Raw genomic sequence first — 17,969 nt, 5'->3', positions numbered from 1 at the left:
GAAGGGGCGCGCATGTTGCTGAACGTCGAGAATCTGTCGAAATCCTATCCCGGCCCGGAGGGGCCGGTGCCCGTGCTGCACGGGGTGGACCTGCAATTGCAGGCGGGCGAGACGCTGGCCCTGCGTGGTGAGTCCGGGTCGGGCAAGAGCACGCTTTTGCACCTCGTGGGCGGGTTGGACCGGGCCGATGGGGGGCGCATCACCATTGATGGCCGGCCGGTCACAGGTTTGGACGATACCGGCCGCGCAGCCCTGCGGCGCGGTACGGTCGGGGTCATCTTCCAGCAGTTCAACCTGATCCCCTCGCTGACCGTCGCGGCCAACATCGCCTTCCAGGCCCGGCTTGCGGGGCGGCACGATGCCGCGCGCGTGGCAGGTCTGGCCGAGGCGCTGGGCCTGACCGCACAGTTGGAAAAATACCCCGAGCAACTCTCGGGCGGGCAGCAGCAGCGCGTGGCCATCGCCCGCACGCTGGCCGCGCGGCCAGCGCTGGTGCTGGCGGATGAACCCACCGGCAACCTGGACGAGTCGACGGCGGCGGCGGTGATGGATCAGATGCTGGCACTTGTGGCCGAGACCGGCGCCGGGCTGATGATGGTGACCCATTCGCCGGACCTGGCCGGGCGGCTGGGGCGGCAATTGCATCTGCGGCAGGGGCGGTTGGTATGACGGGCGCTGGGTTTTCCGCGCTCTGGTCGCATTGGCGGCGCAATCCGTTGCAACTCTTCACGCTGGTGGCCGGGCTGGCGCTGGCCACGGCGCTCTGGTCGGGGGTGCAGGCTCTGAACGCGCAGGCCCGGGCCAGCTATGACGCGGCGGCGGCGGTGCTGGGCGAAGGGCGCTATGACCAATTGGTGCCGCGCGCGGGGAGCAGCCTGCCGCTGGGCACCTACCTGGCGCTGCGCCGGGCCGGGTGGCAGGTCTCGCCAGTGCTGGAGGGGCCATTGCAAGCCGGGCAGGCCCGTCTGCGGCTGGTGGGGATCGATCCGTTGACAGCCCCGGGCGGCGTGGGGCCGATGACGCGCAGCGACGAGGCCACGCTGCCCGCATTCCTGTCCGAGGGCGTTATATTCGCCCATCCCGGCATTGCCGAGGCCTTGGCGAAGACCGTGTCGCAACGGGTCATCGCGGACCCGGGCCTTGCCCCTGATACGGCGCTCACGGATATCGGCGTCGCACAGCCTCTGCTGGAGCGGGACGACTTCAGCCGATTGATCCTGGCCGAGGCGCAGCCCTTGGGCCGGCCCGATCTTCAGGCCGTCGCCCCTGGGCTGATCCGGCGCGCCTCGCAACAAAGTTCGGACATCGGGCAATTGACCGACAGCTTCCACCTGAATCTGACCGCCTTCGGCCTGCTGAGCTTTGCCGTCGGTATCTTCATCGTCCATGGTGCCATCGGCCTGGCCTTCGAACAGCGCCGCGCGATGATCCGCACGCTGCGCACGCTGGGGCTGTCGCTTCGCCGGTTGATGCTGTTGATGGCGCTGGAACTGGCCCTGATCGCGCTGGGGGCGGGCGGCATCGGCGTCGCGCTGGGCTACGTGCTGGCCGCCAGCCTTCTGCCGGATGTCGCCGCCACGCTCGAGGGGCTTTACGGTGCGCAGGTCGCGGGTGCCTTGCAGCTGGCCCCGGTCTGGTGGCTGTCGGGTCTGGGGATTGCCCTGCTCGGGGCGGCGCTGGCCGGGGCCGGCGCGTTCTGGAAGATCGCGCGGATGCCGGTGCTGGCGACTGGTTCGCGGGCCTGGGCCGTCGCCTCGGGGCGTCGGCGCGGGGTTCAGGCCGCTGCCGCGCTGGCGCTGCTGGTGCTGGCCGGGCTGGGCACGCTGCTGGGCGGCGGTCTGGTCGCGGGGTTTGCCAGCCTCGCCTGTCTGCTGCTGGGCGCGGCGCTGGCGTTGCCACTGGTGCTCGACTGGGCGCTGGCGCTGGGCGAGGCCCGCGTGGCGGGCGTGCGCAGCCAGTGGTTCCTCGCGGACACGCGCCAGCAATTGCCCGGGCTGAGCCTTGCGCTCATGGCGCTTCTGCTGGCCATGGCCGCGAACATCGGCGTCTCGACCATGGTGTCGAGTTTCCGAATGACCTTCACCGGTTTCTTGGATCAGCGCCTTTTCGCGGATCTCTATGTCGAAGCCGAGGACAAGGCGCAGGGCGCGGCGCTGGAGGGGTTCGTTCAGGACCGCGCCGATGCCGTGCTTCCTATACAGTGGGTCGAGACGCGGATCGCGGGCCAGCCGGCGGAAATATACGGCACGCGGGTCGCCCCCGACTATGTCGAGAACTGGCGGTTTATCGCGCAGGAGGGCACCGACGGTGCGGTTTGGGACCGTGTGGCGGCGGGCGAGGCCGCGATCGTCAATGAACAACTGGCCCGGCGCGCGGGCCTATGGCCGGGCGATCCGCTGCCCCTCGCCCCGGATCGGAGCCTGCCGATCGTTGGGGTCGTGGGCGACTACGGCAACCCGATCGGGCAGGTGGTGATCGGTGAACCGCTGTTCCAGCGCCTGTTCCCCGAGGTCGCGCCGGATCGCTTCGGCCTTGTGACCGCCAACCCCGCCGCCCTGCGCACCGCGTTGGTCGGCGACATGGGCCTTGCGCCGGGCCAGATCACCGACCAGGCGGCGCTCAAGGCATTTTCGTTGCAGGTGTTCGAACGGACCTTCACGGTCACGGCGGCGCTGAACGTTCTGACGCTGGCCGTGGCGGGCTTTGCCATCCTGATGAGCCTGCTGACCCTGGCTGCCATGCGCGTGCCGCAGCTTGCCCCGGCCTGGGCGCTGGGGCTGACGCGGGCCACACTGGGGCGGATGGAACTGCTGCGCGCGGTGGTTCTGGCGGCGCTGACGCTGCTGGTGGCGCTGCCGCTGGGGCTGGCGCTGGCCTGGATGCTGCTGGCGGTGATCAACGTCGAGGCCTTTGGCTGGCGGCTGCCCGTGTTCCTGTTTCCCGGCGATTACGCCGTGCTGGGTGGGTCTGCCTTGTTGGCGGCATTGCTTGCCGCGCTCTGGCCCGCCTGGCGGCTGGCGCGCACGCCGCCTTCGGACCTGCTGAAGGTGTTTGCAAATGAGGCGTGATGCGCTCCTGGTCCTGCTGTCGATGCTGGCCCAGCCCGCGCTGGCGCAGGGCTTCGCGGGCATGGGCACGGAGGCCGAGGGTTTCGCCGTGCCCGCCCCCGACCCGGTTTTCGACTTTCCCGCCGATCACGGCCCGCACCCCGATTACCGCATCGAGTGGTGGTATCTGACCGCCAACCTGGAGGGACCGGAGGGTCAGCCCTACGGGTTGCAATGGACGCTGTTCCGCTCGGCGCTGGCACCTGGCGAGAGTGCAGGGTGGGACAGTCCGCAGGTCTGGTTCGCCCATGCCGCCGTGACCACGCCCGACGACCATTACAACACCGAGCGCTTTGCCCGGGGCGGCATCGGGCAGGCGGGGGTGCAGACTGACCCCTTCATGGCCCGGATCGACGACTGGCAGATGTCGGGGCCGACGCTGGATGATCTGGACCTGACCGCCACCGGGCCGGACTTCGCCTATGACATGGACTTGCAGGCCGAGGGGCCGCTGGTGTTCCATGGAGAGGGGGGCTATTCGGTCAAGTCGGCGCAGGGACAGGCGAGTTACTATTATTCTCAGCCCTTCTATCGGATCGATGGCGAATTGACCCTGCCCGGTGGAGTGGTGCCGGTCACGGGCAGCGCGTGGCTGGACCGCGAATGGTCCTCGCAGCCACTGGCCGCGGATCAAAGCGGTTGGGATTGGTTCTCGCTGACCTTCGACTCCGGCGCGAAGCTGATGGCGTTCCAGTTGCGCCAGCGCGATGGTGACACCTACAGTTCGGGAACATGGATCGCGCCCGACGGCACGACGACGGCGCTGGCCGATGCTGCGATCACGGCAGAGCCATTGACGCAGACCCGGGTGGCGGGGCGAGAGGTGCCGACGCGTTGGCGGCTGACGCTGCCCGCACGGGGCCTGGATGTCACCGCGGCGGCCCTGAACCCGCGCGCCTGGATGGGGGTCAGCGTGCCCTACTGGGAAGGCCCAGTGACGGTTACCGGAAGCCATGACGGCGTCGGCTACCTGGAGATGACGGGCTACGAGTGACACTGCGGACGGTCGGACAACGGGCCCTGCGCGCGGCACAGGGCCCGTACCTTCACCCGGATACTCGCCAACACACTCGTGACAGACATTTGCGACACCCGCGAACGGGCGTCCGGCACGAGCCTGCCGGGTAGGAGTTACGATTGTGCAAAGGCCCGGCAAGGATCGGCCAGCGGCGCGCGCGGGCGATTGCCGGCCGGCTTCGGACCGCCTAACGTGCAGGGGTGATGACCGCGACCCGCCGCCAGATGCTGACGCTCTTGGCCGCTTGGAGCCTTGCCTCCTGCGGGGCCGGGCCGGTTCCCGCGCAGGACGCCCAAGCGCTGCCCGCAGACCTACGCCCTCAGCCCAACGCCGCCTTCGACGCCTGGGTGTCGGGGTTCAGAGGACGCGCGGCATCCCGTGGCATTTCACCGGCCACGCTGGAGGCCGGACTGGCAGATGCTGGCTACCTGCCCGGGGTGGTGCGGCGCGACGCCAGCCAGATCCAGACCCGCCGGACCTTCGAGGACTACCTGTCAATCGCCACATCGGACGCCCGGCTGGCAAAGGGCCGGGCGGCCATGCGCGGGCATGGCGACACCGTCGCCGCAATCGAGGGCCGCTTCGGTGTCTCGCGCCACGTCGTCGCCGCCATCTGGGGTGTGGAAAGCGAATTCGGTGACAAACGCGGGCGCATCCCGGTGGTCTCGGCCACCGCCACGCTGGCCTTTGACGGGCGGCGCGGCGCCTTCTGGGAGGATCAGCTGTTGGCCGCCCTGCGCATCCTTCAAGCGGGCGAGACGACGCCAGACAAGCTGCGCGGCAGTTGGGCCGGCGCCATGGGCCACACCCAGTTCATCCCGACCTCGTACCTCGCTTTTGCCGTGGATTTCGATAGCGACGGGCGGCGCGACATCTGGGGCGACGATCCCGGTGATGCGCTGGCCTCGACCGCGAGCTACCTAGCCCGTAACGGCTGGCGCGGCGGCCTTGCATGGGGTGAGGAGGCGGTGGCCGGCACGATTGCAGGCCGCACGATCCGGCCCCAGGCGGGCGGGCCGCGCTTTACCGTCACGCGCAATTTCGACGTGCTCAAGCACTACAACAACTCTGATTTTTATGCCGCCGCCGTGGGCCACCTGGCCGACCGTCTCGCCGGTGGCGGACCGCTGCGCGGCGATTTTCCGCCGGACGCCAATGGCCTGACCCGCGCGGACCGGATCGCGGTTCAGCGCACGCTGGCGGCGCGCGGCTTTGATGTGGGGACCATCGACGGGGTGATCGGCCCGCTGACCGAGGCGGCGATACGTGACTTCGAGACCGCGCAAGGACTGGAGGTCACCGGACAGGCAAACCGCGCGCTGCTGGCACGGTTGCGCTAGAGTGGGTGCGGGGGCGCGATTGCCAAACCGGTGTCTTGGCGCTACCAGAGGGGCGATACGTGTCAAGCGCAGTTCCAGACAACAGGGCCCGAGATGACCAAGTTCGACAAGACCAAGCTTCCCAGCCGCCATGTGACCGAAGGCCCGCAACGCGCGCCGCACCGGTCCTATTACTATGCCATGGGCATGTCCGAGGAGGAGATTCACCAGCCGCTTGTCGGGGTCGCCTCCTGCTGGAACGAGGCCGCGCCCTGCAACATCGCGCTGGCGCGCCAGGCGCAATCGGTCAAGACCGGCGTGAACGAGGCGCATGGCAGTCCGCGCGAGTTCACCACCATCACCGTGACCGATGGCATCGCCATGGGCCACGAGGGCATGCGGTCGTCCCTGGCCAGCCGCGAGGCCATCGCCGACACGGTGGAACTGACCATGCGCGGCCATTGCTATGATGCGCTGGTCGGGCTGGCGGGCTGCGACAAGTCCCTGCCGGGCATGATGATGGCCATGGTGCGGCTCAACGTGCCATCGGTGTTCCTGTACGGTGGTTCCATCCTGCCGGGGCGGGCGCCGCAGGACGACGAGATCCCCGAAGACTTCCGCACCCGCGACCTGACGGTGCAGGACATGTTCGAGGCCGTGGGCCGCCACCAGAACCAGCAGTTGTCCGACAAGGCACTGGCCCTTCTGGAAAAGGTGGCCTGCCCCAGTTCCGGGGCCTGCGGCGGGCAGTTCACCGCCAACACCATGGCCTGTGTCTCCGAGGCGATCGGGCTGGCGCTGATGAATTCCTCGGGGATGCCCGCGCCGTATGAATCCCGCGACCAGTATGGCGAGGCCTCGGGCAAGGCGGTCATGAACCTTCTGGAACAGAACATCCGCGCCCGTGATGTCGTGACCCGGCAAAGCATGGAAAACGCCGCCCGGGTGGTGGCCGCCACCGGCGGGTCCACCAATGCCGGGCTGCACCTGCCCGCCATCGCTCACGAGGCCGGGATCGAGTTCTACCTCGAGGACGTTTGCGACATCTTCCGCGAGACGCCATACTTCGTCGATCTGAAGCCCGGCGGCACCTATGTGGCCAAGGACCTCTACGAGGCCGGCGGCATCCCGGTGGTCATGAAGGAGCTGCGCAAGGCCGGGCTGATCCATACCGATTGCATCACCGCCTCGGGCCGGGCCATCGGCGAAGAACTGGACCGGATCGAGCGCGAGGCCGATGGCCGTGTTATCTACCCGATCGAGAAACCGTTGACCGAGACCGGCGGGGTGGTGGGCCTCAAGGGCAACCTCGCCCCGCAGGGCGCCATCGTGAAGGTGGCGGGCATCGCGCCCGAGCACCAGGTCTTCAGCGGACCGGCGCGGGTGTTCGAATGCGAGGAAGACGCCTTTGCCGCCGTGCGCCAACGCGACTACGAGGAAGGTGAAGTCATCGTCATCCGCAACGAGGGCCCAGCGGGCGGACCCGGAATGCGCGAGATGCTGGCAACCACCGCCGCACTGTCCGGCCAGGGCATGGGCAAGAAGGTCGCGCTGATCACCGACGGGCGGTTTTCCGGGGCGACGCGCGGTTTCTGCGTCGGCCATGTCGGTCCAGAGGCCGCCCATTGCGGTCCCATCGCACTGATCGCGACCGGCGATGTCATCACCATCGATGCCATCAAGGGCGAATTGAGTGTGGACCTGTCGGAGGACGAATTGGCCCGGCGCAAGGAAAGCTGGGCCGGTCCGCGCGAGACGATCTATGCCAGCGGTGCAGTCTGGAAATTCGCGCAGATGGTGGGCGAGACCTACAAGGGGGCGGTGACCCACCCCGGCGGCAAGGCCGAGAAGCACGTCTACATGGACCTGTGATGCGGCGGCGGGGCCGGGGCACGAAACCCCGGTCCCGCGTCGATCCCTCAGGGCCGCTGCAGACTGCCGGTATCCACCTCGACCCGTTCCGACAGGCTAAGCACGCTGTCATGCAGCAATTGCAGCGCGTAGCGCGGGTTGTGAACCCAGGCGCCGCCGTCCTTGGCGACCACTTGGTAGTTGTAGGCGGCCATCAGCAGGCGTGGCGTCCAGCTGTCATACTGGTTGGGATAGATCGCTTCGCCCGCGTCGATCGTCCCGTCGGCGTTCCCGTCGATGAAGAAATAGGGATAACTGTCCTTGTTGTAGCCGATGGGCTGGCCCGCGACCTCGGTCGCGTAGGTGCGGATCGCCGCGTCCAGGCGCGCGTGCAGCCCGTCGATTTCATCGCGAATGCCACCGCTGGTCACGCCGTCGCCGTCGAAATCGGCGGGCTGGGTACGGATCGCGGTGATGTCGTCGACACCCTGGTGGCAGGCGGCGCAGCTTTCGGTCTCGACCTCGGTGGTATGTGGCTCATGGCAGGCCACGCAGGTATTGGCGCTGGGCACATGGGTGAAGCGGCCAACATAGTTCTGCCCCTCGTACTGGAAGCCGCCACTCACCTCCGAGCCGTACATCACCGCAGCGGCCACGCCGTAATGGACATTGATGAAGGCCAGGTCCGCCGACACGGCGTCGAGGTCCATGCCGCCGGTCGCACCGGTCACGCTGTCGGTGGAGGCGCGGCCGGAATGACACATGGTGCAGGTGGCATTGGCGCCGAGCCCCGGGACGGTCACGCCCGAGGGGAAAGGCACCGCGTCCAGCGCCTCGGCCTCCGAGACGTGGCACGATGCGCAGCCGATCACCGTGTTGATCGTGCCGGGATGGTTCACGACCCCGGCCTCGGTGCCGTCGGCGCCCAGCCAATCCAGCATGCCGGTTTCCGAATGGCAGGCGGCACAGGCCTCGGGCACTGCGCCATCCTCGTTCCAGTGCGTGAACGAGGGCGAATCGTAGTCGCCATGCGGCCCCATGAGCCAGGCCTCGGTTATGTCGCTCAGACTCATGTCCTGCGCGGCCAGGGGCGAGGCCGGCGCCAGAAGAAATACTGTCAGGGCAAGGGGCTTGATCGAAAAGGACATGTCGGAATCTCCCGGATCGGATATCATGATCTGCATGACGCAAAGCCCAAGGTAGCACACAAACGGGACGGGACGTTGACCGAAATCAACGACGCGGCCGCCCGGGCGGACGAGGCAAGGGACAATGCACGGAAAGGAAGCAGAGATGCCGGACAAGAGCCATACGAACGACCGGGGTCAGTCCGCGGACAGCACGCCCGTCGGTGCGGAGGGACCGCGCCTGCCCGTCGGCTTGGTGGCCATGCTGTATCTCGTGGTCTGTCTTGCCCCGCTGGCGCTTGCCATGACGCGATCCGTGGCCCCGGCTGCCACCTGGGAAATTGCCGCGGCCGGCCTGGGGCTCGTTGGGCTGGCGGCCATGGCGGTGCAGTTCGTCACTTCGGGCCGGTTCCAGCTGATTTCGGGGCGGCTGGGGATCGACCGTGTCATGGCCTTTCACAAGACCGCCGCCTGGTGGGTGCTGGGCGGGCTGGTCCTGCACCCGCTGGCCTATGTCCTGCCAACCTTTCAAGCCGATCCGGCGCTGGGGCTCGAACGGCTGGTCGCCTACCTGACCCTGCCGCAGTATCTCACCGGCGTCATCGCTCTCGGCGCGCTGGCGCTGCTGGTGCTGGGCTCGGCCCTGCGAGACCGTCTGCCCCTGCCGTACGAAGCCTGGCGTGGGGCGCATGTCGTCCTGGCCATCACGGCCGTCGCTGGCGGTGTGCACCATGCGGCCACCGTTGGCCGCTTCAGTGCCTTGGGGGCGCTCCATGGTTATTGGTGGGGCGTGGGGGCCGCGGTTGCGGGCATCCTTGCGGTGCTCTACGGGCTGCGCTGGGCGCGGCTCCATCGGCAGCCCTTTCGGCTGGCCTCGGTCACGCGGCGGGCGGACCGCATGTGGGAACTGGACATCCAGCCCGCCCCGGGGACCACGTCGCCCCGCTATCGCGCCGGACAGTTCGTCTGGATCACCGAAGGGACGCGGCGGTTTCCGCTTTTCGATCATCCCTTTTCCATTGCCGACAGCCCGCGCCGCGCAGGTCTGAGCCTGATCGTGAAGGAGGCGGGCGATTTCACCGACCGGATCGGCGATCTGACCCCCGGAACGCCGATGGGCGTCGACGGGCCCTATGGCCATTTCACGTTGGAGGGACACGAGGACGACGCGGTGCTGCTGATCGCCGGCGGGGTCGGGGTTGCGCCGATCATGGGCTTGCTGCGCGACCTGCGCGCAGGTGGCCATGATCGTCCCGTCCGTCTGGCCTACGCGGTGGGCACCCCGGCCAACCTGGCCTGCGGAGAAGAGATCGCGGAGGCGGCCGGCGACCTCGACCTTCAGACCCTGCTGCTGAGCGAAACCTCCGGGCCGGACTGGCCGGGCGAAGTGGGGCGGCTGGACCGCGACAGGCTCCAGCACATGCTGCGCGATCTCGATCCGCAGCGGACCATGGCGATGATCTGTGGCCCGGGGCCCATGGTTACGGCGGTGGCCGACACGTTGATCGACCTCGGCCTGCCCATGGACCGCGTCATGTATGAACGGTTCGACTATTCCGAGGGCGCCTCGCGGCTGGACCTGCGGATGCGACGGCGATTCCTCGCGCTGGGCGCTGGGCTGGGCCTCGGGTTGGCTGCATTCGTCCTTGCGCTGGGCTGACGGGACCGTGACCGCGTGTCACCCAGGGTCCGTCTTGCACCAATAGTTTCGATTCGCTACCTGTTGGGCATGACAAGTGCCCAAACCGACCCGGACATGATCGCCGAACTGCTGGTCCACTTGGGCCGGCTCGCGCGCTGCGAGACCGGTGCCGCACGGCTCACCCCGGCGCAATGGGCCTGCCTTCGGTTCTTCGCTCGGGCGAATGACAGCACGCGCACACCCTCGGGCTTTGCCGCGTTCCAGGCCACGACCCGCGGCACCGCCTCTCAGGTCATAAAGTCGCTTGAGGCGCGGGGTCTGTTGGCCCGCCGCCGGTCCGATCAGGATCGACGCAGCGTGCGCTTCGACCTGACCGACAGCGGCGCGATGATGCTGGAGCAGGACCCGCTGGGGGACTTGGTAGAGGTCATCGGCGCGCTTGATGCGCCCGAACAGGCCCGATTCCGGGCCAGCCTCACGCGGATCTCCGCGGCCCTTGCCCTGCAACGTGACATGCCCGCCTTCGGCTCGTGCCGGGATTGCGGGCACTTCTCGGACACCGGTGTGGGGGCGCATTGCGCCTGCATGGCTGCAGACCTGGACCGGGGCGAGATCGACAAGCTGTGCGCCAGCTACGACATGGAAACAGGCGGCATGGCGCCCCCTGAAGGAGACTGATCAGATGACCCGAAAAGAGCCCCGCATGATCGCCATCAGCAGTGGCAAGGGCGGCGTGGGAAAATCCACCGTCACGGCCAATATCGCGGTGGCCATGGCCGAGGCGGGCCTTGCCGTGGGGGTGGTGGATGCCGACATCTACGGCCCCTCGATCCCGCGGATGCTGGGCATCGGGGCTGGCAAGCCCGCCATGACCCCCGACGAGAAGGTCGTTCCTGCGCAGGCGCACGGGGTCAAGGTGATCTCCATGGCGATGCTGACGGATGACGATAAACCGGCAATCCTGCGTGGGCCCATGGTGACGAAATACCTGCAGATGTTCGTCCGCCAGGTGGACTGGGGCGAACTGGACGTGCTTCTGCTGGACCTGCCGCCGGGGACCGGCGACATACAACTGACGCTGGCGCAGGCCTTTCCGCTGTCGGGCGCGGTGGTGGTCAGCACGCCGCAGGATGTCAGTCTCAAGATCGCGCAGCGAGGCCTGCGCATGATGGAACAGGTCAACGTGCCGATCCTGGGCGTGATCGAGAACATGAGCGGCTTTACCTGTCCGTCCTGCGGGACCGTCACGCATATCTTTCACCAGGGTGGGGGCGAGACCATCTCCAGGGACCTGGGCGTTGAGTTCCTGGGCAAGGTGCCGCTGGACCCGCATGTGGTCGATTGCGGCGACGAAGGTCGCCCGCTGGTTCAGGCCGCGCCCGACGGGCCGGCCGCCCGGGCCTATCGCGACATTGCCGCCGCGTTGGGCGGTGGGGGTGACGGGGCCGCCGGAATCGTCACGCCTTTCGACTGGCACCCGGCCGAGGGGCGGGGCCAGCCCGCGCCGGTCGCGGCTCAGCCGGATGGGCCGGCCAACCGACTGGCGGCGCTGGACCACGACGCCTCCGGCTTGATGCTGCGTTGGGCCGACGGGGCCGAGCAGCGGCTGGCCGACCGCGATCTGCGTCTCGCCTGTGCCTGTGCCAAGTGCCGCGACGAGATGTCGGGCACGCCCCTTCTTGATCCCGCGAGTGTCCCGCTCGACATTTCCCTGACCCGGGTCTGGAGCGTGGGCAATTATGCCCTGGGCCTGGCCTTCAGCGACGGGCACGACACCGGGATCTACACCTTCAAGGCCCTGCGCGAGATGCAGGGGGCGGAGATGGAGGATGTCTGAGGCTGCCACGCAACGCCGTATCCGCGCCCAGGCCTCGGCCCGAGACGCGCAGGTCATGGGCTTCGTGCTGGACAACGAGGTTCAGACGGGCCGGACGGCGCGATTCGACGGCCCGGCGGATGCGCCGCTGTCAAAGGCGCTCTTCGGGGTCTCGGGCGTGGTCCGGGCCGAGGTCAGCGGCGCGACGATCTGGGTGCAGAAGGCTGACGCGGCCGACTGGGCCGACCTGAAACCGGCCATCGCGGCGGCCATTCGCACGGTGCTGGATTTTACCGAAACGCCGCTGGGGCAGGGGGCCGCGGACAGCGCGTCGGACACTGCCCTGCTGCAACGCGTCCAGGAATTGCTGGAGGCCCAGGTCAACCCCGCCGTTGCCGCGCATGGCGGGCATATCTCGGCCGAAGGGGTCGAGGATGGCATCGTCTACCTGCGCATGTCCGGCGGCTGCCAGGGCTGCGCCGCTTCGGCGGCGACCCTGCGCCAGGGTGTGGAACGGATGCTGCGCGCCGCCCTGCCGCAGGTCGTGGATATCGTTGATGTCACCGATCACGAGTCTGGCACCAATCCGTTCTATACCCGCGACTCGGGTAGCTCGCCCGTGTTCAACCGCCCCGTTCCCCCCGGTGTCATCGACCGCGAGGACGGCCAAGTCAGCGTCGATCCCGATTACCTTGGCCCCCGGCTGGGCCTGACACCCGAGACGCTGCGCGCCGGCATGCAGCGCGGCGATGTCGTCGGCGTGACCGAAACCGGCGAGGGGGCGGACGCGGGCAAGACCCGCATCGTGATCCGCAGCCCCACCCGGGCCTGGGCCGCCGAGATTGCCGAGGATGGCAGCGCCCGCGAGATCCCGCCGCCGCCGCCCGCCGAGGACGCCGCCGGGCAGGAAAGTGCCCTGTCCGCGCGGGTGCGCGCTTATCTGGTCGGGCTGAAGGGCGACACGGCAACCGTGACCTACGGCGCATTGGCCCGCGCACTCGGGCTGTGGCAGCCCGGTTCGGTGCGCCGGGTGACCGCCGCGCTGGAGTCCACAATGCGCGCCGATGCCGCCGAGGGGCGCCCGTTCATCGCCGCCCGTGCCGTGGGCCGGGGTCGGGACGCCCTGCCCGGCAAGGGCTTCTTTGACCTGGCCGTCGCGTTGGGCCGCGGCCCGACGGCCGGTGAAAGTGAGCAGGATTACCACGCCCGCGAACTGTCCGGGCTGGCGGGCCGAATGGACGACGCGGCCGGGGCCTGACCGCACCATGCCCTTGCACCCGGCCGCGGGCGCGCCCTGGGCGTGGACGAAAAGGAAGGGGATGTCTTGGCGTTCGATTTCCAAGCCGTGGTGATCGGGGGCGGGGCCGTCGGTCTTGCCTGCGCCGCCGCACTTGGGCGGGGCCTCGGCCCGACCCTCGTGCTGGAGGCCGGCGCGCAGTGGGGTGCGGGTATCTCCTCGCGAAACAGCGAGGTGATCCACGCCGGGCTCTACTATCCCACCGGAAGTCTCAAGCACCGGCTCTGCCTGCGCGGGCGGCGCATGCTTTATGACGACCTCGCGCGCCGGGGCATTCCCCATCGCAAGTGCGGCAAGCTGGTCGTTGCCACCGACGACGATGAACTGGCGGAGATCGAGGCCCTGGCCCGGCGCGCCCGCGACAACGGGGTCGAAGGGGTGCGGATGCTGGGCCGGGACGCCGTGGCGCGGATGGAACCTGAGTTGCACACCGCAGGTGCGCTATGGTCCGCCGAGACCGGCATCTTCGACAGCCATGCCCATATGCTGGCGCTGGTGGGCGATATCGAGGGGGGCGGTGGCCATGTCGTTGCCGCGGCCCCGCTGGAGGGTGCATCGCCCCACGCGGGCGGTTATCGGCTGCGCACCGGCGGTGCTGACCCGGCCGGGATCACGACCCGCGTCCTCGTCAATGCCGCAGGGCTTGCCGCCCCCGATGTTGCCGCCCGGATCGAGGGGATGCCCGCCGGGGCGATTCCCCGCCAGCGTTTTGCCAAGGGCTGCTATTTCGGCCTGACCGGTCGGTCCCCCTTCCGGCACTTGATTTATCCCGCGCCCGTGGATGGTGGGCTTGGGGTTCATGCCACCATCGACCTTGCCGGGCGCGTGCGCTTTGGCCCTGATGTCGAGTGGCTGCCGCCCGAGGCGACGGTTTCCGGTCTGGACCATGCCGTGCCCGCCGAACGCGCGGCCACGTTCGAGACGGCGATCCGTCGTTACTGGCCGGGCCTGCCCGAGGGGGCGCTCTTTCCTGACTACGCCGGCATTCGTCCGAAACTGAGTGAACCCGGCGCGCCGGCCGCCGATTTCCTGGTTCAAGGAACGCCGGATCACGGGTTGCCGGGCCTGGTGAACCTCTTTGGAATCGAGAGCCCGGGCCTGACGGCCTCGCCTGCCATTGCAGAACAGGTCATGGGACTGCTGGCACCCGACGTCTGAGCGCCCCGGCAATCCCGCCCGCCACAGGCGCGTCCAACTCGGGAAACTGATGCAGGCGCGTCCTGCAATCGAAACCCTGCAGACAGGTTTTCAAGGGATCCCGGACTTCAAGAGACCTGGCGGCAGCCAAGCTTGGCGGGAACGCCGGACGGTCCTCTTGAGGTGCTGCGCAGGGGCGCGAGCCGGTATTGAAAGGACCTCGTCCTCGATGGTGCCGGTGCGGCCCGACAGACGCCGAGACGGCAAGACTTGCCCGGTCGAACTGCCTCGAGCGTGACGGGCCGCATCGGACGGGGCTTCGACAGCCTGAAAATGGTAGCGCCACCCTTGGCACGGATGCTTGATAACCGCGGTGAGCCAAATGGGCCGCCGCCAAAGCCAGGGTCACTTGAAACGCCATAACGCGAAATGGTACTGAAAAGGCGGGTTCGTGGTATTCAATGTTATCCGACACATGAAACCGCGCCAGAGATGGGCGCATCGAAAGGAACGGGACCTGAAGCTCGGGAAACTCGGCATTGTAAAAGTGTTGCGAAACGTGGCCACCACCAATGGTCTGCGCCGGTGCCGGCATCTTGTCCGGTCGGAAGACGGCGCTGCCAGTGGGCCGTTCATGGCACGAGGGCAAAGCAAGCAAGTTGTCTGGGAAGAACCGAACCGGGCCAATACGCCAGAGCTCCAGATCGGCCGAAGCGGGGGCCGTTATTCGACCGTGACGGGTGTCTGGTGGCTGGACGAAACCCGGTTCATCGCTGCTCACCGCAGCGGAATGATGCTGGCGGTGTTTTCGAAGGACCATCTCGATGGTCCGGTCTGGTCGGGTCCCATCGACCACGTCAGCGATGACATCGCGGCCAAACAGATCACGCCCTCCACATGGGAAATCGCCGTCAGCGGTTGCTGGGATTGTATTTACAGCCGGTACCACCTGCGTGAAACGGACGCGGGGTTCGAGATCGACACGCTGGACCGGTTGGCGCATGGCTCCAAGGATTTCTGTCACGGCGTCGCCTATGATGCGTCCGGAGGCCTTTGTTATTCGATCCATACAGGCAAACGCCCCCGCTTCGGTATCGGTCGCGATAGCTACAAGTTGCCGGCACCATGGGGTGTGCGCGATCTTTGCCACGATCCGGTTCGTCACCGGTATCTTGCGGTCGCGGTGTCCGCGAACCCGCGCCGAACGGCATACAGCGGCGTTCAGACCAGCCTCTGGACCCTCGATGAGGGCGACTCCAAGTGGGCGTGCATGGCCGCTTACAACAATGTTCATTCGGACGCACTGGACGTCTGGAACGGCCATGTCTGGATACCGGATCAGGTTGGCAACCGGCTCCTGGCCTTGAACGCCGACACAGGGGCGGTTGACGCCATATTCGATGGTGATGCTCTTGATTTTCCCCACGGATTGGGGATTTCGGCCGAGGGTGTCATCGCCGTCACGAACTATGGGTCGAGCAGCATCATCCTCGCCGCGGCTGATGAACTGCTTGGCTCGGTTGGCGTATCTGGCGGACTTGGCCGTGTCTCGACCGGTTGAGCTCCGGCTTGCCGGACCGGCGGAGAAGGAAAAGGACGGCCCGATCAACAGCTGCGATGAACAGCTTGGACCACGCCAGGTCCTGTCAATGGGATAGGGAGCGGGTCACTCAAAATGCCGCGGCCGGGAGATGTGACCGGCAATCATGGATTGAAGGGCGTTCAGATGACCAGGATCGGTGTCGGAGCGATCACGCGGCGTCGGCATGACATGCTTTCCGACCTGCTAGACAGCTATTCGACAATGCGTGTGCCGGATGGCTGTGAAGTGGTTTTCATATTCGTGGAAAACGACACCGAATTGACGATCCGGACCATGGTTGACCTGTTCTCGCGTCGGACCGGTCACCCCGCCGAAGTGGCGTTGGAACCTCGGCAAGGCATACCCATCGCGCGAAACAGGGTTCTCGACATCGCGGTGGCGGCGGAGTGCGACCACCTGACCTTTGTCGATGATGACGAAACCGTTGACCCCGATTGGTTGACCGTTCTCCATGCGGTTGCTTGGCAGCGCGATCTTGATCTCGTCGGTGGACCGGTCAGATACAAGGCCCCGGACGCGGTCGAACTGACCTGGCGGCAAAGAGCCGTTCTCCAACAGGTGAAGTGCCAGGCGAAGCGCGCCGGAGAGCGGCGGAAAACGAGAGTTGAAGCGGGCCGGGATGAAACCATACCGGTCTACACCAACAATTGGATGCTCCGTTTGGCGGCACAAAAAGACACTGGCGTTCGCTTCGATGAAAGGCTGCGTTTCACCGGCGGGTCGGACAAGAAGTTCTTCGAGGATATCAAGGCGGCCAACGGTTCGACAGGTTGGGCACCCGATGCAATGGTGTCCGAGGTCTGGCCGGTCTCGCGCCTGACGTTCCGATACTATTACAGCAGGTGCCGCGATCAGGCCGCGACTGCCATGGCACGCAAGAAAAAGCGGTTCTTGAAGCTTGAAGTCACGGTCTTCTTGCTGTGGGGGATGCTGCGTGCATGCGTGCTGGCCATGGTCGGCATTTTCGATCGGGGTGTCTCGTTCGCCCGGGCCTGCAGGGTCGCAGGAACAACGGTTGGGCGAACCCGCGCGGTCTTCGGGTATTCGAGTTCGCATTACGATCCAGGCAGGTCCTGCGTGCATGAAACGCATGAATAGCCGGATCGCACCCGACCGATTTGGGGAAAAACGCAGGGGGCTTCCAGAACGGCCGGTGCATGGATCTGCGGCCGGCACTTCAATGTCGCCTGTCAACTCGTGGCGGCGGGGTGCCTCGAAGAATTGCGGGCCTCAGTGATCGGGAATTGCCAAGCGATGCAACCGCGCAAAACCGAGACGGTGTGTCAGAGGGCAAGACCGACGCAGGCAAGGAATTCGCGGAGTGCGCGAACGACTGACCTGCTAAGTCGCTGAAATAAAATGGAGGCGAGTACCGGAATCGAACCGGTGTACACGGATTTGCAAGACTAGGTATATATTTGAAATAGCCTAACTTTTTGTTTAGAGGGCGCACGCGGTTGCCCGGAACGAATGGCGAATGTTTAGATGGAAAGGATGACTAGTGTTCTGCACATCACGCAACATGTCTTTGTGAAAGCAGCCTTGAGGCGAGAGCACAAATATCTTGAGCGAAAGTGTCAGGTGACGTCAGTCTGCGCTTCCACGACATTCATGCATCGCGCGGCATGGGCCAGGTTCATACACGACGGGCGGGAATCGGACATTCGCTGCAAGTGCAAAAGCACCCTGTCGAAAACACGAAAGCGGCAATTCAGCGCTCACGTTCGACACCCTACCATGCTGCACTTGGCACAAAAATCAGCACCGCGCAGCGAGTGGGCTATGCAAAATGGCCGACCTTGGTTGCCCAAGGTGACGTGACCGGCCCATTCCAGCCGAACGCTTCAACACAACATAGTGTTGGCCTTCTGTTTGCGGATGAGCCTCAAAGTCTCAACGCTCGACCGAAATGTTACTCAAGCGCCGCAGGATTATGCTCTGCAAGATACAGGCGAAAGAGTCGCTCCAACTCTGGAAAAGAGACGTCCAGGCCGGAGGCATACAAATACAAGCTCTTGGATCGAAAAATTCGATCCAGCTTGAGCCTCAAGC

13 protein-coding genes are annotated in these 17,969 nt (G+C 66.7%); 12 read left to right on the top strand and 1 reads right to left on the bottom strand.

Annotated elements, in window-relative coordinates:
* The first annotated feature begins 12 nt into the window (after window positions 1-12).
* From VJ897_RS15015 to ilvD, 5 genes are all read left to right on the top strand, one after another.
* On the top strand, window positions 13-669 hold the full coding sequence (locus tag VJ897_RS15015) for an ABC transporter ATP-binding protein (RefSeq protein WP_324056608.1): 657 nt from the start codon (window positions 13-15) through the stop codon (window positions 667-669).
* On the top strand, window positions 666-3,068 hold the full coding sequence (locus VJ897_RS15010) for an ABC transporter permease (protein ID WP_324056607.1): 2,403 nt from the start codon (window positions 666-668) through the stop codon (window positions 3,066-3,068). Before VJ897_RS15015 ends, VJ897_RS15010 begins: the two co-directional genes overlap by 4 nt.
* The gene (locus VJ897_RS15005) at window positions 3,058-4,101 is read left to right on the top strand and encodes a lipocalin-like domain-containing protein (protein WP_324056606.1); all 1,044 of its coding nucleotides are present in this window, start codon (window positions 3,058-3,060) and stop codon (window positions 4,099-4,101) included. Before VJ897_RS15010 ends, VJ897_RS15005 begins: the two co-directional genes overlap by 11 nt.
* A gap of 227 nt (window positions 4,102-4,328) precedes the next feature.
* Complete coding sequence (locus tag VJ897_RS15000; RefSeq protein ID WP_324056624.1) at window positions 4,329-5,465, top strand: lytic murein transglycosylase; 1,137 nt, start codon at window positions 4,329-4,331, stop codon at window positions 5,463-5,465.
* A 93-nt stretch (window positions 5,466-5,558) separates the two neighbouring features.
* On the top strand, window positions 5,559-7,316 hold the full coding sequence (ilvD, locus tag VJ897_RS14995; protein WP_324056605.1) for a dihydroxy-acid dehydratase: 1,758 nt from the start codon (window positions 5,559-5,561) through the stop codon (window positions 7,314-7,316).
* A gap of 47 nt (window positions 7,317-7,363) precedes the next feature.
* Here the strand turns inward: ilvD and VJ897_RS14990 are convergent, their stop codons facing one another.
* On the bottom strand, window positions 7,364-8,443 hold the full coding sequence (locus VJ897_RS14990) for a polyheme membrane-associated cytochrome C (RefSeq protein WP_324056603.1): 1,080 nt from the start codon (window positions 8,441-8,443) through the stop codon (window positions 7,364-7,366).
* 145 nt (window positions 8,444-8,588) lie between these two features.
* Here VJ897_RS14990 and VJ897_RS14985 point away from each other — a divergent pair, with 145 nt between their 5' ends.
* The 7 genes from VJ897_RS14985 to VJ897_RS14955 all read left to right on the top strand — a co-directional run bounded on the left by VJ897_RS14985 (window position 8,589) and on the right by VJ897_RS14955 (window position 17,015).
* Window positions 8,589-10,082, top strand: coding sequence for a ferredoxin reductase family protein (locus VJ897_RS14985; protein ID WP_324056602.1), 1,494 nt, complete (start codon window positions 8,589-8,591; stop codon window positions 10,080-10,082).
* Between the two features lie 69 nt (window positions 10,083-10,151).
* Window positions 10,152-10,742: a MarR family transcriptional regulator gene (locus VJ897_RS14980; protein WP_324056600.1), complete on the top strand. Its 591-nt coding sequence runs from the start codon at window positions 10,152-10,154 to the stop codon at window positions 10,740-10,742.
* A gap of 4 nt (window positions 10,743-10,746) precedes the next feature.
* Entirely contained in the window at window positions 10,747-11,901 is a 1,155-nt protein-coding gene (locus tag VJ897_RS14975; protein WP_324056599.1) for an MRP-like and DUF971 domain-containing protein, read from the top strand.
* Window positions 11,894-13,138 (top strand): DUF6522 family protein, encoded by a 1,245-nt coding sequence (locus VJ897_RS14970; RefSeq protein ID WP_324056597.1) that lies wholly within the window; start codon window positions 11,894-11,896, stop codon window positions 13,136-13,138. The genes VJ897_RS14975 and VJ897_RS14970 overlap by 8 nt, the downstream gene beginning before the upstream one ends.
* 42 nt (window positions 13,139-13,180) lie before the next feature.
* Window positions 13,181-14,335 (top strand): NAD(P)/FAD-dependent oxidoreductase, encoded by a 1,155-nt coding sequence (locus VJ897_RS14965; RefSeq protein ID WP_324056596.1) that lies wholly within the window; start codon window positions 13,181-13,183, stop codon window positions 14,333-14,335.
* Between the two features lie 430 nt (window positions 14,336-14,765).
* Window positions 14,766-15,875 carry an NHL repeat-containing protein gene (locus VJ897_RS14960; RefSeq protein WP_324056594.1) on the top strand — a complete coding sequence of 370 codons (1,110 nt, stop codon included), beginning with the start codon at window positions 14,766-14,768 and terminating at the stop codon, window positions 15,873-15,875.
* Between the two features lie 165 nt (window positions 15,876-16,040).
* On the top strand, window positions 16,041-17,015 hold the full coding sequence (locus tag VJ897_RS14955) for a glycosyltransferase family 2 protein (RefSeq protein ID WP_324056592.1): 975 nt from the start codon (window positions 16,041-16,043) through the stop codon (window positions 17,013-17,015).
* The last annotated feature ends 954 nt before the right edge of the window (window positions 17,016-17,969 follow it).

This window comes from Salibaculum sp. (genome assembly GCF_035270045.1).
Lineage (GTDB): Bacteria > Pseudomonadota > Alphaproteobacteria > Rhodobacterales > Rhodobacteraceae > Salibaculum.
This window is presented reverse-complemented; position numbering and strand designations above follow the sequence as displayed.

Coding starts and splice junctions, on each gene's coding strand:
- VJ897_RS15015 (WP_324056608.1), top strand. CDS start 13: ATGTTGCTGAACGTCGAGAATCTGTCGAAATCCTATCCCGGCCCGGAG.
- VJ897_RS15010 (WP_324056607.1), top strand. CDS start 666: ATGACGGGCGCTGGGTTTTCCGCGCTCTGGTCGCATTGGCGGCGCAAT.
- VJ897_RS15005 (WP_324056606.1), top strand. CDS start 3,058: ATGAGGCGTGATGCGCTCCTGGTCCTGCTGTCGATGCTGGCCCAGCCC.
- VJ897_RS15000 (WP_324056624.1), top strand. CDS start 4,329: ATGACCGCGACCCGCCGCCAGATGCTGACGCTCTTGGCCGCTTGGAGC.
- ilvD (WP_324056605.1), top strand. CDS start 5,559: ATGACCAAGTTCGACAAGACCAAGCTTCCCAGCCGCCATGTGACCGAA.
- VJ897_RS14990 (WP_324056603.1), bottom strand. CDS start 8,443: ATGTCCTTTTCGATCAAGCCCCTTGCCCTGACAGTATTTCTTCTGGCG.
- VJ897_RS14985 (WP_324056602.1), top strand. CDS start 8,589: ATGCCGGACAAGAGCCATACGAACGACCGGGGTCAGTCCGCGGACAGC.
- VJ897_RS14980 (WP_324056600.1), top strand. CDS start 10,152: ATGACAAGTGCCCAAACCGACCCGGACATGATCGCCGAACTGCTGGTC.
- VJ897_RS14975 (WP_324056599.1), top strand. CDS start 10,747: ATGACCCGAAAAGAGCCCCGCATGATCGCCATCAGCAGTGGCAAGGGC.
- VJ897_RS14970 (WP_324056597.1), top strand. CDS start 11,894: ATGTCTGAGGCTGCCACGCAACGCCGTATCCGCGCCCAGGCCTCGGCC.
- VJ897_RS14955 (WP_324056592.1), top strand. CDS start 16,041: ATGACCAGGATCGGTGTCGGAGCGATCACGCGGCGTCGGCATGACATG.